The sequence below is a fragment of the Bradyrhizobium sp. TM233 genome (assembly GCF_036247965.1).
GTDB lineage: Bacteria > Pseudomonadota > Alphaproteobacteria > Rhizobiales > Xanthobacteraceae > Bradyrhizobium > Bradyrhizobium ottawaense.
Map to the genome: position 1 here is coordinate 218,876 of NZ_BTIG01000004.1, position 14,554 is coordinate 233,429.

The 14,554-nt window shown below is 65.3% G+C and carries 15 protein-coding genes; 6 read left to right on the forward strand and 9 right to left on the reverse strand.

Features of this window, described 5'->3' with window-relative positions; translation table 11 throughout:
* Window positions 1-108: 108 nt before the first annotated feature.
* From fabF to AABA86_RS12245, 6 genes are all read right to left on the reverse strand, one after another.
* The gene (gene fabF, locus AABA86_RS12220; RefSeq protein ID WP_028145023.1) at window positions 109-1,374 is read right to left on the reverse strand and encodes a beta-ketoacyl-ACP synthase II; all 1,266 of its coding nucleotides are present in this window, start codon (window positions 1,372-1,374) and stop codon (window positions 109-111) included.
* A 108-nt stretch (window positions 1,375-1,482) separates the two neighbouring features.
* A complete protein-coding gene (locus AABA86_RS12225; RefSeq protein WP_008130699.1) occupies window positions 1,483-1,722 on the reverse strand; it encodes an acyl carrier protein in 240 nt (79 codons plus the stop codon).
* A gap of 314 nt (window positions 1,723-2,036) precedes the next feature.
* Entirely contained in the window at window positions 2,037-2,774 is a 738-nt protein-coding gene (gene fabG / locus AABA86_RS12230) for a 3-oxoacyl-[acyl-carrier-protein] reductase (RefSeq protein WP_212246246.1), read from the reverse strand.
* A 12-nt stretch (window positions 2,775-2,786) separates the two neighbouring features.
* Window positions 2,787-3,746 carry an ACP S-malonyltransferase gene (fabD, locus tag AABA86_RS12235; protein WP_338307188.1) on the reverse strand — a complete coding sequence of 320 codons (960 nt, stop codon included), beginning with the start codon at window positions 3,744-3,746 and terminating at the stop codon, window positions 2,787-2,789.
* 175 nt (window positions 3,747-3,921) lie between these two features.
* On the reverse strand, window positions 3,922-4,947 hold the full coding sequence (locus AABA86_RS12240; protein WP_212246247.1) for a fatty acid desaturase family protein: 1,026 nt from the start codon (window positions 4,945-4,947) through the stop codon (window positions 3,922-3,924).
* Window positions 4,948-4,950: 3 nt separating this feature from the next.
* Window positions 4,951-5,655, reverse strand: a complete 705-nt coding sequence (locus AABA86_RS12245; protein ID WP_338306930.1) for a TetR/AcrR family transcriptional regulator C-terminal domain-containing protein — start codon at window positions 5,653-5,655, stop codon at window positions 4,951-4,953.
* Window positions 5,656-5,992: 337 nt separating this feature from the next.
* On the opposite strand from AABA86_RS12245, the gene rpsF reads away from it, so the two are divergent.
* From rpsF to rplI, 4 genes are all read left to right on the forward strand, one after another.
* Window positions 5,993-6,502: a 30S ribosomal protein S6 gene (gene rpsF, locus AABA86_RS12250; protein WP_028145028.1), complete on the forward strand. Its 510-nt coding sequence runs from the start codon at window positions 5,993-5,995 to the stop codon at window positions 6,500-6,502.
* A 5-nt stretch (window positions 6,503-6,507) separates the two neighbouring features.
* Window positions 6,508-6,747 carry a 30S ribosomal protein S18 gene (rpsR, locus tag AABA86_RS12255; RefSeq protein ID WP_007592020.1) on the forward strand — a complete coding sequence of 80 codons (240 nt, stop codon included), beginning with the start codon at window positions 6,508-6,510 and terminating at the stop codon, window positions 6,745-6,747.
* Between the two features lie 127 nt (window positions 6,748-6,874).
* On the forward strand, window positions 6,875-7,861 hold the full coding sequence (locus AABA86_RS12260; protein ID WP_212246249.1) for a hypothetical protein: 987 nt from the start codon (window positions 6,875-6,877) through the stop codon (window positions 7,859-7,861).
* 51 nt (window positions 7,862-7,912) lie between these two features.
* Window positions 7,913-8,512, forward strand: coding sequence for a 50S ribosomal protein L9 (gene rplI, locus AABA86_RS12265; protein WP_338306931.1), 600 nt, complete (start codon window positions 7,913-7,915; stop codon window positions 8,510-8,512).
* A 36-nt stretch (window positions 8,513-8,548) separates the two neighbouring features.
* Here the strand turns inward: rplI and AABA86_RS12270 are convergent, their stop codons facing one another.
* The 3 genes from AABA86_RS12270 to AABA86_RS12280 form a co-directional block, all read right to left on the reverse strand.
* A complete protein-coding gene (locus AABA86_RS12270; RefSeq protein WP_338306933.1) occupies window positions 8,549-9,016 on the reverse strand; it encodes a PaaI family thioesterase in 468 nt (155 codons plus the stop codon).
* A gap of 11 nt (window positions 9,017-9,027) precedes the next feature.
* On the reverse strand, window positions 9,028-9,624 hold the full coding sequence (locus tag AABA86_RS12275) for a TetR/AcrR family transcriptional regulator (protein WP_212246254.1): 597 nt from the start codon (window positions 9,622-9,624) through the stop codon (window positions 9,028-9,030).
* A gap of 109 nt (window positions 9,625-9,733) precedes the next feature.
* Window positions 9,734-10,708 carry a hypothetical protein gene (locus tag AABA86_RS12280; RefSeq protein ID WP_338306935.1) on the reverse strand — a complete coding sequence of 325 codons (975 nt, stop codon included), beginning with the start codon at window positions 10,706-10,708 and terminating at the stop codon, window positions 9,734-9,736.
* Window positions 10,709-10,987: 279 nt separating this feature from the next.
* On the opposite strand from AABA86_RS12280, the gene AABA86_RS12285 reads away from it, so the two are divergent.
* Window positions 10,988-12,238 carry an SAM-dependent methyltransferase gene (locus AABA86_RS12285; RefSeq protein ID WP_338306938.1) on the forward strand — a complete coding sequence of 417 codons (1,251 nt, stop codon included), beginning with the start codon at window positions 10,988-10,990 and terminating at the stop codon, window positions 12,236-12,238.
* 778 nt (window positions 12,239-13,016) lie between these two features.
* Complete coding sequence (locus AABA86_RS12290; protein ID WP_212246260.1) at window positions 13,017-14,525, forward strand: replicative DNA helicase; 1,509 nt, start codon at window positions 13,017-13,019, stop codon at window positions 14,523-14,525.
* Window positions 14,526-14,554: the final 29 nt, after the last annotated feature.

Below are 14,554 nucleotides of genomic sequence, written 5' to 3' on the forward strand. Positions count from 1 at the left end.
TGCCGGTTCAATCGCGGCCCGACAATCGCTTGCCCTGCCAAATGCACGCGCCCACTTCCATGACTATCGCCGAATACGGCAAAACGGTGGATTCGTCTTAAACTCAAACTAACTGGCCAAGCGCCGGACGATCACCGACGCATTGGTACCGCCAAAACCAAACGAGTTCGACAAGGCGACGTTGACCTCTCGCTTCTTCGCCGTATGCGGCACGAGATCGATCGCAGTCTCCACCGACGGATTGTCGAGGTTGATGGTCGGCGGCACGACATTATCGCGAATCGCGAGAATGGCGAAGATCGCCTCGATCGCACCGGCCGCGCCGAGCAGATGACCCGTCGACGATTTGGTCGAGGACATCGCAACCTTGGAGGCGGCATTGCCGAGCAGACGCTCGACGGCCCCGAGCTCGATCTCGTCGCCGAGCGGCGTCGAGGTGCCGTGCGCGTTGATGTAGTCGAGATCGGACGCGGTCAGTCCGGCGCGCTTGAGCGCCGCCGACATGCTGCGGAAGCCGCCATCGCCGTCGGGCGAAGGCGACGTAATGTGATAGGCATCACCCGAAAGACCGTAGCCGATCACCTCGGCATAGATCCTGGCGCCGCGGCGCCGGGCGTGCTCGAGCTCCTCGAGCACCAGGACTCCGGCGCCCTCGCCCATCACGAAACCGTCGCGGTCCTTGTCGTAGGGACGCGAGGCCTTCTCGGGTGTCTCGTTGAAACCGGTCGACAGCGCGCGCGCGGCGTTGAAGCCGGCAATGCCGATGCGGCTGATCGGCGACTCGGCGCCGCCTGCGACCATCACGTCGGCATCGCCGAGCGCGATCAGGCGGGCGGCATCGCCGACGGCGTGTGCGCCGGTCGAGCAGGCCGTGACCACCGAATGGTTCGGTCCCTTCAGCCCGTGCGCGATCGAGACATAGCCGGACGCCAGATTGATCAGGCGGCCCGGAATGAAGAACGGCGACACCCGGCGCGGCCCGCGCTCCTTGAGCAGGATCGCGGTCTCGGCGATGCCGTTGAGGCCGCCGATGCCCGACCCGATCATGGTTCCGGTCGCGCACTTGTCCTCTTCGGTCTCGGGATGCCAGTTGGCATCGTCGAGCGCCTGGCCGGCCGCGGCCATGCCGAAGATGATGAAGTCGTCGACCTTGCGCTGGTCCTTCGGCTCCATCCATTTGTCGGGATTGAAGGTGTCGTTGGTGCCGTCACCGCGCACGACCGTGCAGGCGTATTTGGTCTGAAGATCGGAGACATCGAAGCTCTCGATCCTGCGCGCACCGCTCTCGCCGTTGAGGATGCGCTTCCAGGTCGGCTCGACGCCGCAGCCGAGTGGCGACACCATGCCGAGACCAGTGACGACAACCCGCCTCATATCCGAAAACTCCGCATCGAAAGATTCACGGCCAATAACAAGAAACCGGCTGACCGCTGGGAAGCGGCCCGTCCGGTTTCAATGTTGTCCCCGCGAAAATGAAGAGCCTTAGCTCTTCGCGTTCTTCTCGAGAAACTTCGTGGCGTCGCCGACGGTGAGAATCGTTTCCGCAGCGTCGTCCGGAATCTCGCAACCGAATTCTTCTTCGAACGCCATCACCAGCTCGACGGTGTCCAGACTGTCGGCGCCGAGGTCGTCGATGAAGCTCGCGGCGTCGACAACCTTCTCGGGTTCAACACCAAGGTGTTCGACCACGATCTTCTTAACCCGTTCGCCAATGTCACTCATTGCATAACCTCGTGTTGTTCCCTGTAGACCCGACCCCCCGGGACGATACGAGCCGTCGTGGTCGTGTTACTTGCCTTCGCTTACGAACTTTGATTTGGCCCCATCCTAACCGATACAGGGCCCGGCGAACGACGGCCAAGGCTCCGCATCGCCAATATACAGGGTTTCAAAAACCTGCAATGGCGTTCTTTGCCCATCCGTTGAGCGTCCGGTTATCATACTTCAATTGCCTTGACTACAAGCCTCATTTCGCTCCGGAAACGGCCGTTTGCCGCATCCCGCACCGCCCATGTGGGCAATGCGGAACGAGACCGTCAGATCATGGCCATGCCGCCATTGACATGGATGGTTTGACCGGTGACGTAGGCCGCTTCGTTCGAACTCAGGTAGACCGCGGCAGCCGCGATGTCCTCGGGCGTGCCCAGGCGGGCGGCCGGAACCTTGGTCAGAATCGTTTCGCGCTGCTTGTCGTTGAGCGCATCGGTCATCGGCGTCTTGATGAAGCCCGGCGCGATGCAGTTGGCGGTGACGCCGCGCTTGGCGTATTCGGCCCCCAGCGTCTTGATCATGCCGATCAGGCCCGCCTTCGATGCAGTATAATTGCCCTGCCCGGGATTGCCGGTGACGCCGACCACCGAGGTGATGGCGACGATGCGGCCGAAGCGCTTGCGCATCATCAGCTTGGTGGCGGCGCGCGCCAGGCGGAAGGTCGAGGTCAGATTGATGTTGATGACCTCGTCCCAATCCTCGTCCCGGAGCTGCACGAAGAGATTGTCGCGGGTGATGCCGGCATTGGCGATGAGGATGTCGACCTGGCCCATTGCCGCTTCCGCAGCGGGCACCAGCGCCTCGACCTCGTCGGCCTTGGAGAGATTGCAGGGCAGCACAAAGGTGCGCTCGCCGAGCTTGCCGGCAAGCTCATCCAGCACCTCCTTGCGCGTTCCGGAGATCGCAACCGTCGCACCCTGCGCGTGCAGCGCCTGCGCGATCGCGCCGCCGATGCCGCCGGTCGCGCCGGTGACGAGCGCCTTTTTACCAGTCAGATCGAACATCGAAAAACTCCTCTAGCCCTGCTTCGCAGCGGCCAACGCATCCTTGGCGGCAGCAATGTCGTTGGGACCACCGACTGAAACGCCGACGGCGCCGTCCGCGATGCGCTTGACGAGACCGGTCAGCACCTTGCCGGCGCCGATCTCGAAGAACCGGGTGACGCCCTGCCCTGCCATATAGGCCACCGACTCGCGCCAGCGCACGGTGCCCGTGACCTGCTCGACCAGGCGGCGACGGATCTCGTCGGGATCGGTGACGGCACTCGCCAGCACGTTCGACACCAGCGGCGCGGCCGGGGCCTTGATCGTGACCTTCGACAGCGCTTCGGCCATGGCGTCGGCGGCGGGCTGCATCAGCTTGCAATGGAACGGGGCGGACACCGGCAGCAGCATCGCGCGCTTGGCGCCCTTGGTCTTGGCGATCTCGACGGCGCGATCGACCGCAGCCTTGTCGCCCGAGACGACAACCTGTCCGCCGCCATTGTCGTTGGCGGCCTGGCAGACCTGCCCCTGCGCCGCCTCACTCGCGACCGCCATCGCGGCCTCGTAGTCGAGGCCGAGCAGTGCGGCCATCGCGCCGGCACCGACCGGGACGGCCTTTTGCATTGCGAGACCGCGGGTGCGAAGCAGACGGGCGGTGTCCGAGACCGTCAGGCTGCCGGCCGCGGCCAGCGCCGAGTATTCACCGAGCGAGTGGCCGGCGACGAAGGCCGCATCTCGTCCCACGGAAAATCCCGCCTCAGCCTCCAGCACGCGCAGGGTGGCGACAGACACCGCCATCAGCGCCGGCTGGGCGTTTTCGGTGAGCTGGAGGGTTTCGGCCGGACCATCCCAGATGATCGCCGTCAGCTTCTCGCCTAGCGCGGCATCGACCTCGTCGAACACGGCGCGCGCCACCGGAAAGGCATCGGCCAGGGCCTTGCCCATGCCGACCGACTGGGAACCCTGCCCAGGAAATGTGAATGCAGCCGTCATCGGCGCTCCCTGCTTGTCGGGCATGATCCCTCTCGAGAACCGGCAGCCGATTACGCGCGGCCTTAGGCCATGGTTCCGGATCGTGCTCCAAAGGGGGCCGTAGACACTGTCCGGGGCCGGACTGTCAAGCCGAGATGGGAACTTCGAGCAGCATTCAACTGGGGATGCGCTCCCCTCAAAACCCACCGGCGGTCTGGTTGGCGTCGACCTCCGCTCCGGCCTGCGCGCGGCGCGCGCTGCTCGCCAACTGCCCCGGCCGATCCTCCCTGTCAGGCTTTGCCGTCGCCAGCCGCAGCACCGCCGCGTAATTCGGCTGCACCTCCATGCGGCCGGCGTGCCGGCTCTCGCTCAGCAGGCGATGGACCTTCGGCAGATTGTAACAGGGCACGTAGAACAGCAGATGATGCTCGAGGTGATAGTTCACGTAGTACGGCGCGATGAACAGGCGCTCGAGAACATTGGCGTGCGTGGTGCGGGTGTTGCGCAGGGGATCGCTGCTGTCGGGGACGACGGCATGCTCTGCAATGTTACGGATGCGGGTGATGACCATCATCCAGGTCAGAAGCGGCACCAGCCATAGCAGCGGATAGGCCCACCACACGCCGGCCGCCGCAAGCGCGGCGAACATCGCTGCATTGAGGAGGCATTGCGGGCCGAGCTTGTCCCAGAAATGCGCCAGACGCTGCCGCCACGGCCAGTCCTTCGGACCGAGCGCATTAAGCAGCTGCGCCCTGCGCTGCTGGTAGCCGGTCTGCCCGGTGATGTCGCGAATGAACTTGCGGCGATAGCTGAGCTTGGTAATCGGAAACGGCGCCGACAGCACGAGATCGGGATCATCCTCCTGCTGGGTGCGCGCATGGTGCTGAAGGTGGTAACGCCGGTAGCTGCGCGTCTCGGCAAACAGCGGATAGGCGCAGAACCACTGGCTCAGGGCCAGATTGGTTTTCTCATCAGGGGACAGGCAGCCATGCGCGCCGTCGTGCATCAGGATCGAAAGTCCGAGCTGACGCGAGCCGATGATCGCGACGGCGAGGACATAGGTGACCGGATTGGGCCACCACGCGACCAAGGCGATCGCGCCAATGATCAGCGCCCAGGCATGCGCGATTAGCGCAACACCTTTCCAGGTCACACGCTCTCGCACGTCGGCAAGCTGGTCGTCGGTCAGGAAATCGCGGGCACGCATGCGAAGCGCGGTCATGGCCTAGCCTTCCTCGTTCGAATGGCTTGACGCGTCGCGGCTCTCGACGAGACGCAAGCGCGCCGTGTCATCGGATTTCGCCTGCTCGCCGAGCACGCGCAGCATCTCGGCGCAGAGCGCCTCGGGCGAACGGCCCATGGCGTAGCCTTCGAGAATGACGCCGATGGCGACGGCCCAGAACCGTCGCGAGCTTTCGTCGGGCGCGCGCAACGAGCGCCAGCCGTGCCGCGCCACCTGGCTCGCATAGGCGCGAGCGCCTTCGCCGTGCAGGCGTTCGATCGTGCGCTCGACGAGCGGTGCGAGATCCTGGCGGCGCCGCGTCAATGTCAGCGCTTCGGCGAAGAAAGCCACTGAATCGCTCGCCGTCACGGTCTCCGCCAGCGCATGCGTGTAGTCCCGAGGCGTGCGCGCCTTCAGCGCCGCCTGCTCGGTCGCACGCGCCAGATACAGGAGCTCGCGGCAGGCGCATTCGACGAATAGCGCCTCCTTGGTGCGGAAGTAGTAGGTGATCTGGCTCGGGAATGCGTCCGCGGCGGCCGCGATGTCGGCGATCGCCGTGCCAGACAGACCCCGCTCCCGGAACAGCGGGCTTGCCGCATCCAGCAGCAGCGAGCGCATCTTGCGGCCGGCCGACCGTGTGGCCCGGGCAGCGTGCTTCGGGTCGCCCGCCGACGCCTCAAATGGAGCCTGGACCGATTCACCCGTCATCAGCACCTCCCGACCCCTTATTTGTATGACATACAAACAAAGAGGTCAAGCAGGTACGGGAGGGTGGGTTTGGGCCGCCGCTGCTGACATCGTCTGGCCGAAACGAGGCGCTCCAACCTTGCCAAGTCCGCCAAAATCCGTATAAGGCGCGCATCCGCAGACCCCGGCCGGGAGCTGAACGGACGGTCTCAGCAAATCATTCGTGATTTTGGTGTGGCAGGGCCAGTCGGCCCGTCGTCCCGTGTTTCCGCCTTCTGAGCTTAATCCCAGAGTCCTTTCCGAAGGCCTCTTAAGGGCTTGACGCCGGGCGATGCGCCAACACGAGGAAAGGACCACCATGGCTCTTTATGAGCATGTCTTTCTCGCGCGTCAGGACGCGAGCACGCAGCAGGTCGAAGAGCTGACTGCGCAGATGACCGGTATCGTCGAGGGTCTCGGCGGCAAGGTCACCAAGACCGAGAATTGGGGCGTACGCTCCCTCACCTACCGCATGAACAAGAACCGCAAGGCGCACTTCGTGCTGCTCAACATCGACGCGCCGTCCGCGGCGATCGCCGAGATCGAGCGCCAGGAGCGCATCAGCGAAGACGTGATCCGCTATCTCAGCGTCCGCGTCGAGGAGCTCGAGGAAGGCCCGTCCGCGATGATGCGCAAGGCCGACCGTGACCGCGAGCGCGACGACCGTGGCGGCGGCTTCCGTGGCGATCGCGAAGGCGGTGGCTTCCGTGGCGACCGCGAGGGTGGTTTCCGTGGTGGCGATCGTGACGGTGGTGGCTTCCGCGGTGACCGCGGCCCGCGCCGTCCGCGCGAAGAAGCTGAAACCACCACCACGACGGACGGGGAGTAAGAACAATGGCTGAAGCTGGTGCACGCCGCCCATTTTTCCGTCGTCGCAAGAGCTGCCCGTTCACGGGCGCCAATGCTCCCAAGATCGACTACAAGGACTCCAAGCTGCTGATGCGTTACGTCTCCGAGCGCGGCAAGATCGTGCCGAGCCGCATCACTGCGGTGTCCGCGAAGAAGCAGCGTGAGCTCGCCCGCGCCATCAAGCGCGCGCGGTTCCTGGGCTTGTTGCCCTACGTCATTCGCTAAGACGAATTCAGCCGGCGGCGACATCGCCGCCGGCTGCACTGTTTGATTTCATAAGGCTTCCGGGTCGTCCGGTCGCCGATGGTTGGGGCAAGACGCCTCTAACCGCTCGAAGGGAGCGGGACAGCTGATGATGGCCTTTGTGCTGATAGCCCTGATCGCCGGCGCTGCGTCGGCTCTGATGTTCGCCTCGATCATTTCGGGCGCGCTGATCTCGCTCGTCCTGTTCTATCTCGCACCGCTGCCGCTGATGGTCGCCGCGATCGGCTGGGGACCGCTTTGCGCAAGCCTCGGCGGCATCGCCGCTGCGATCGGCCTCGGTGCCCTGTTCGGCCTGCCCTATTGCATCGCATTCGCCGTCACCGTCGCGCTGCCGGCCTGGTGGCTCGGCCATCTCGTGCTGCTCAGCCGTCCTGTGGGAAAGGTTGCCGTGGGACATGCCGCGCCAGACGGCGCCGCGCCCGCCGAACCTGAACTCGAATGGTATCCGGTCGGCCGCATCCTGCTGTGGCTCGCCGGCTTCGCCACGCTGACCACGATCGCCGCCCTGCTCACGCTCGGGACCGACGCCGAGACCATCATCGGCACGCTGCGGCGCGGCCTGATGCGCCTCCTCCGGGCCACCGACCCGCAAAGCTCCGGCGAAGCCGGCCAGTTCGTCGACGCGCTGGTGCGGATCGCACCGGCCGCGGCGACCATCATCGCGATGATGACACTGACGCTCAACCTCTGGCTCAGCGCCAAGATCACGGCGACCTCGGGCCGGTTACGGCGCCCGTGGCCGGACATGATGACGGCGGAGCTGCCGCCGATGACGCTGGTGGCGCTCTGCATCGCGCTCGCCTTCTGCTTCACCGGCGGGCTGCTCGCGATCGCGGCACAGATCACCGCGGCCGCGCTGATGATGGGCTATGCGCTGACCGGCTTTGCCGTGCTGCATACGCTCACGCTGACGCTGAAGAGCCGCACCTTCTGGCTCGGCTCGACCTACGCCGTCGTGGTCGTGTTCGGATGGCCCGTGATCGCGATGGTGATCCTCGGCCTGGCGGACGCCGTGTTCGGCTTCCGCGAACGCTTCCTGCGCAGCCGGCAACCGCCGCCGCTGCCGGCCCCTTGAGTTCAACCCCGAAACCGAAACCCTACAGAGCACTTCAAAAGGAGAACGAATATGGAAGTCATTTTGCTGGAACGCGTCAACAAGCTCGGCCAGATGGGCGAAGTCGTGAAGGTTCGCGACGGCTATGCCCGCAATTTCCTGCTCAAGCGCGGCAAGGCATTGCGCGCCACCGCCGACAACAAAGCCAAGTATGACGGCATGAAGGCCGAGCTCGAGGCCCGCAACCTCCAGAGCAAGGGCGAGGCGTCAAAGGTCGCCGAGAAGATCGCGGGCAAGAACATCATCGTGATCCGCCAGGCCTCGGAAGCCGGCCAGCTGTTCGGCTCGGTCAACGTGCGTGACATCGTCGTCGCGTTCGAAGCGGACGGCGTCTCGCTGGCCCGCCCGCAGGTCCAGCTCGACGCGCCGATCAAGACCATCGGCAAGCGCTCCATCACCGTTGCCGTCCACCCCGAGGTTGAGGTCGAGATCACCGTCACGGTCGCACGCAGCCAGGACGAGGCCGAGCGCATCAACCGCGGCGAGGACATCTCGACCCGCAACGAGGACCGCGATGCGGCCGCCGAGGCGATCGCCGCCGCCGGCGAGTTCTTCGATCCGGAAGCCGAGCCCGACGAAACCGAGCCGGCGCCGGCCGCGGAAGAGAAGTAAGCCTCGCATTCCTGCGCGAAGCGAAGCCCGGTCGCCTCAGGCGGCCGGGCTTTTCGTTTTGGCGGCGACGTCCTCGCTCAACATCGCGATCGAGGCCAGCGCCGTTGCCGTGTGCTTCTCGACACCGTCGCTGACGCAGAACACGTCGGCCGCCACCACCGACACCTGGCGGCCCGGCTTGATCACCCGGGCACGGCAGATCAGCTTCTCGCCGACCGCGGGCGACAGCAGGTTGAGCTTGTATTCCGCCGTCAGCGCCGGCTGGCCGCGCGAGGTCGCGGCTGCGATCGTCGTGGCGTTGTCGACCAGGAAGGCGGTGACCCCGCCGTGGAAGAAGCCGTGCTGCTGCAGCAGCTCCGGCCGGCGATCCACAGCGATCGTGCAGATGCCGCGCGACAATTCCGAAAGCTCGGCGCCGACCAGGTTCATGAAGCCCTGCCGGCCGACATTGGCGTGGATGCGTTCGGCCACGGCGGCGAATTCGGGATCTGCTGCGGCATGCATGAGACCTCTCCTTATGTCCTGTTGATGCGTTCGGGCGGCCGCAGCGCACGGCCGGCGCAGGCGATCAGCGTGTCGGCCTCGACGCGCGGATCGGCGCGGTCGCGTCCCGACAGGAAGGCGCGGCAGAAGATCTGCGCCGGCCCGATGAGCTGGCTCACGAACATCACCGGTGTCATCGGCAAGAGCTCGCCGTTTGCAACCAGCGGCGCGCGCCAGCGCTCGATGCCGTCGGCGAGCCGCGCATTCTGCGCGCGCTGGGCGTCGCGAACGTCCTCGCCCCACTCGCTTCGCGAGATCTCGAACAGGTAGCGCGCCTCGCGCCGGCTGGTCACGACCCAGTCAAGATGGGCCCGGATCAGCCGATCGATGCCCTGCGCCGCATCGGGCACGGGATCGAGCGCCGCCAGCAGCGCGGCGTGATAGTGCCGCAGGATCTCCAGGAACAGCGCACCGGCGAGCTCCTGCTTCGAGCCGAAGACGTGAAAGAAGCTGCCATTGGAGGCGCGGGCCCGGGTGCGGATCGCGGCCACCGTCGCGGCTTCGAAGCCGACGCGGTCGAACACGATCAGCCCGGCTGCCAACAGATCGTCGCGCACGCTCGCCACCATCGACCTCTCCTAGAGCAATACTCTAGAGTAATACTCTAGACGCGGTCAATGCAATGCGGAGGCCGCGATGAAACGCGGCCTCCGCATGTCGATCAAAAATGTCGCCGGCTTAGCGCGAGATCGGCGGCGTTGGCGGACCGGACTGCTCGGCCGGCGCGGCAGGCGGGGCTGCAGCGGTCGCGGGTGGCGCCGGCTGCTGCGGCTTGGCCGCCGGCTCGGAGCTGGCCGCAGGCGCGGCCGGCTTGGGAGCAGCCTCTTCCGCCGGCTTGGGTGCGGCTGGCTCGGCAGGCTTCGCGGCGGCCGGTGCAGCCGGCGTCACTGCCGGGACCGGATCGGGCCGCAGCGCCGGAGCTTCGCTGCCGCGGGGCTCGACCTTGGCGCTGTCAGGCCGGGTCTCAACCGGCTTCTCGGACGCCTTGCCGCTGTCGGGCTTGGCCTCGTCGCGACCGGGCTCGACCTTGGCCGTGTCGGGATTGGACTCAGGTTTGGACTCGGGCTTGGATTCGCTTTTCTTCTCGTCAGTGGCTGGCGCGGCGGCGTCGACCTTCGGCGCCTCCTCGGTGCCGGGCTTGCCGCGGCGCTTGCCCTTGCGTCCCTCGGGCGCAGCCTGGCCCTCGGGCTTCGTGCCCTCCTCGGCCGGACGTGCGGCGCGCTTCTGGCGCGCACCTTCCGCTGCGGGAGCAGCAGCCTCGCCGTCCGGCTTGGCGGCGTCCTGGGCGCGCGGGCGGCGGCCCTGATGTTCGGGAGTGGAGCTCGCGTCCTTCTCCTTGGCGCCGTCCTTCTTGCCGTCCTTGGCCTGATAGCGGGCGTCGGTGGCACCGTTGGAGACGAGATAGGAGGCGAGGATACCCGCCATGTCCGAGCTCGTGGTGTAGTGCTGGCGCAGGAAGCCCGGCAGCGAACCCGGCGCGACGGATTTCAGAAGTCCGCGCGGGCTCTTGTGGCAGGCATTGCAGGTCTGCGCGAAAAGCTGAGACGGGGTTTTGCCGGCCTCGAGGTTGGTCGCCTGCGCAAAAACGGTATCGGCCGTGCCGAAGCCGATCAGAAGCAATACCGTCGCGAGGCTGAGCGCTCGGCTCGACATTCCCATCATCTCCATTGAATTCCGAGAGTTGCAGCCGGCATCCGGCGCGGCAGCGGTCACCTTTTATCCGATTGAGCCGCGAATGGAAGCAGGCACCACGCGCAAGGATGTGATTAAGCGGTTTGCGAATATCGGCTGTGAACTCAGCGCATTAGCGCAGCCGATCCTGCCTCCCTAGATTTGGATGCAAACGCATAGGAACCGCTGCGTCACCTGGGCGTCAGAAGTGAAGGCCGGGTTAGTCGCATCTCTTCGGGTTCGCTCGAGAGGAAGGTGTCGATGGACCTCTTGTTGCGTAGATTCCTGTCTCAATTCATCCGCCGCGGGTCGATGACGGTGACCGGCTCGAGCGGATCGAAATTCACCGTCGGCGACGGCACTGGCGCGCCGGTCGCGGTGCGCTTCGTCACCGCAGAGGCGGAGCGGAAGATCCTCCTCAATCCCGAGCTCGGGCTTGGCGAGGCCTATATGGACGGCGAGTTCGTCGTCGAGCGCGGCACCATAGCTGATGCCCTCGCGATCCTGCTCGATCAACCCGACCTATTGCCGCAGTGGGCAAAACCCTGGTGGTGCCTGCGCTATCTGACGCGGCATCTGAAGCAGTTCAATCCGCGCTCGCGCTCCCGCCACAACGTCGCCTATCACTATGATCTCGACGCCCGGCTCTATTCGCTCTTCCTGGACGCCGACAAGCAATATAGCTGCGCCTATTTCGAGACGCCGGAGACGACACTCGACGACGCGCAGCTCGCCAAGAAACGGCACATCGCCGCCAAGCTGCTCGTCAAGCCCGGCCAGCGCGTGCTCGACATCGGCTCCGGCTGGGGCGGGCTCGGGCTTTATCTCGCCGGGATCGCGGGCGCCAACGTCACCGGCGTGACGCTGTCGAGCGAGCAGCTGCAGCTCGCCAATGCGCGTGCGGCCGAAAAGCGCCTGGCCGGCTCGGCCAGATTCCTGCTCCAGGACTATCGCGACACCGAAGGCCCGTTCGACCGCATCGTCTCGGTCGGCATGCTCGAGCATGTCGGCGCCCGCTTCTACGACACCTACTTCCAACGCTGCGCCGAGCTGTTGGGCGAGAACGGCATCATGCTGCTGCACGCGATCGGCCGTTCGCAGGGCCCGGACTCGACCAATCCATGGATCGCCAAATACATCTTCCCCGGCGGCTACATCCCGGCGCTGTCGGAGGTGCTGCCGGCGATCGAGCGCGCCGGCCTCCTGGTCTGCGATATCGAGATCCTGCGCCTGCATTACGCGGAGACGCTGAAAGCCTGGCGCGAGCGTTTCATGGCGCGGCGCGAGGAGGCCGTGCAGCTCTACGACGAGCGCTTCGCACTGATGTGGGAATTCTATCTGGCGGCCTGCGAGATGACGTTCCGCAAGCAAGCCATGATGAACTTCCAGATCCAGCTCACCCGGCGCCAGGGCGTGGTGCCGATGACCCGCGACTACATGCCGCGTGAAGAAGCCCGGCTGCGAGCTCGCGAACGCGCGAGCAAGCCCAGGCTGAAATTGGCTGGTGAATAGATCCTAGTGACGCAGGGTCGACATCTGGGAGGAGCGGAAACTGGCCGTTAACGCCAGTTGCGCCCTCAGCTCGACCAGGATCTCGGGGGCGACAGGCTGGCGACGTATTTCGGGCCGTTCCGCGTGCTCCATGGCCGCAATCAGCCCCGAGAGCCAAAGCCGGCTACCTGCCTCGCTCCGCCAAATCTGGTGCTGCCGTTCTGGCCGCATCGCCTGCCTCGTTCCCTGTTGGCGGATCGCGGGAGACAATTCCCTTCCCCGCCTTCCTGTTCCCGTCATACCCCCGAAAGAATCCGGGGAGATGTGATCCAATTCACATAAGTCTGGTCGGGCCTGGCTTAGACCGTCGCCATGAGCAAAGAGACCCAAACCTCATTCGACGTGCAGGACGACCTCCGCACCGATTACGCCCTGATCGTTACCGGCGTCGGGGCGGCTCTGGTTGCGCTGGTCTACCTCCTGCTGGTCTGAAGGCGAGCCCAAAGCCGCCAGCGTGCGTCATTTCGCGCGCTTCTGGATTCGTCTGCGCGCCAATCCATAAGGTTCACGCCATCAGGCTCATGGTTTCAGGATTTTCCATGGCACGGTCGCGGCCGCTTCCAGCGCCGGAGCCGGTTCCGCGAAAATCCGTCAAGCGTGGCGGGTGCTGCGAGGGCTAATCATCCACCATTTTAACTGAGCGGTTGATAGCGGTCAGCTTTCGCTTCCGCTTTGCACCCAGGCGGCGCTTTATCCCGGCCCCGCATCCGCCCAACAAAATTGCTAAGCACGTCCGACCATGGCCCTGACTGATTCGAACGTCCTCAAACTCGCGCCCGAGCCCGGCACTCCCACCTACCGGAGCGCGCCGCACAATATCGAGGCGGAACAGAGCCTTCTGGGCGCGATCCTGGTCAACAACGATGCGTTCTACCGTGTCTCCGACTTCCTCGAGCCGAAGCATTATTTCGAGCCGCTGCACCAGACCATCTACGAGACCGCCAGCAGCCTGATCCGGATGGGCAAGATCGCCACGCCCGTGACGCTGAAGACGTTCCTGCCCGCCGACACCGACGTCGGCGGTATGACCATCGGGCAATATCTTGCACGCCTCGCGGCCGAAGCGACCACCATCATCAACGCCCAGGACTACGGCCGCACCGTCTACGATCTGGCGCTGCGCCGCGACCTGATCGGCATCGGCGAGGACATGGTCAACGTCGCCTATGACGCTCCGGTCGACTTCGCGCCGCGCGCGCAGATCGAGGACGCCGAGCGCCGCCTCTACGAGCTCGCCGAATCCGGTCGCTATGACGGCGGCTTCCAGAAATTCTCGCAGGCGCTGGCGGTCGCGGTCGATCTCGCTGCAAAGGCGTTCCAGCGCGACGGCAAGCTGTCGGGTATCTCGACGGGCATGCGCGACCTCGACACCAAGATGGGCGGCCTGCAGCACTCCGACCTCATCATCGTCGCGGGCCGTCCCGGCATGGGCAAGACGTCGCTGGCGACCAACATCGCCTACAACGTCGCGCAAGCCTATGTTCCGGAACTCCAGGCCGACGGCACCACGAAGGCCGCCAATGGCGGCGTCATCGGCTTCTTCTCCTGCGAAATGTCGGCCGACCAGCTCGCCACGCGTATCGTGGCCGAGCGCACCGGCGTTCCCTCCTCCCACATCCGCCGCGGCGGCATCTCGGAAGCCGATTTCGAAAAGATCCGTGAGGTCTCGATCGAGCTGCAATCGCTGCCTTTCTATGTCGACGCGACCGGCGGCCTGTCGATCGCGCAGCTGATGGCGCGCGCGCGCCGGCTGAAGCGACAGAAGGGCCTCGATCTGCTCGTGATCGACTACATCCAGCTGCTGTCGGGCTCGGGCAAGCGGAGCGATAATCGCGTGCAGGAAATCACGGAGATCACGACCAGCCTGAAGGCGCTCGCCAAGGAGCTCAACGTTCCGATCATCGCGCTGTCCCAGCTCTCGCGCCAGGTTGAATCCCGCGACGACAAACGACCGCAGCTCTCCGACTTGCGTGAATCCGGATCAATCGAGCAGGACGCCGACGTCGTGCTGTTCGTGTATCGCGAGGAATATTACCTCGCCATGAAGGAACCGCGCCCGGGCACGCCTGAACACGAGAAGTGGCAGCTCGACATGAGTCTTGCGCACGGCAAGGCCGAAGTCATCATCGGCAAGCAGCGCCACGGCCCGACAGGCACCGTTGACTTGGCCTTCGAGGCCTCGATCACGCGGTTCGGCGACCTCGCGCCTGACAGTCAGTTGCCGGCTCGCAGCGGCAACGACTACTGAGTTCCTTGAACAGGACCTGCCTCTTGCGT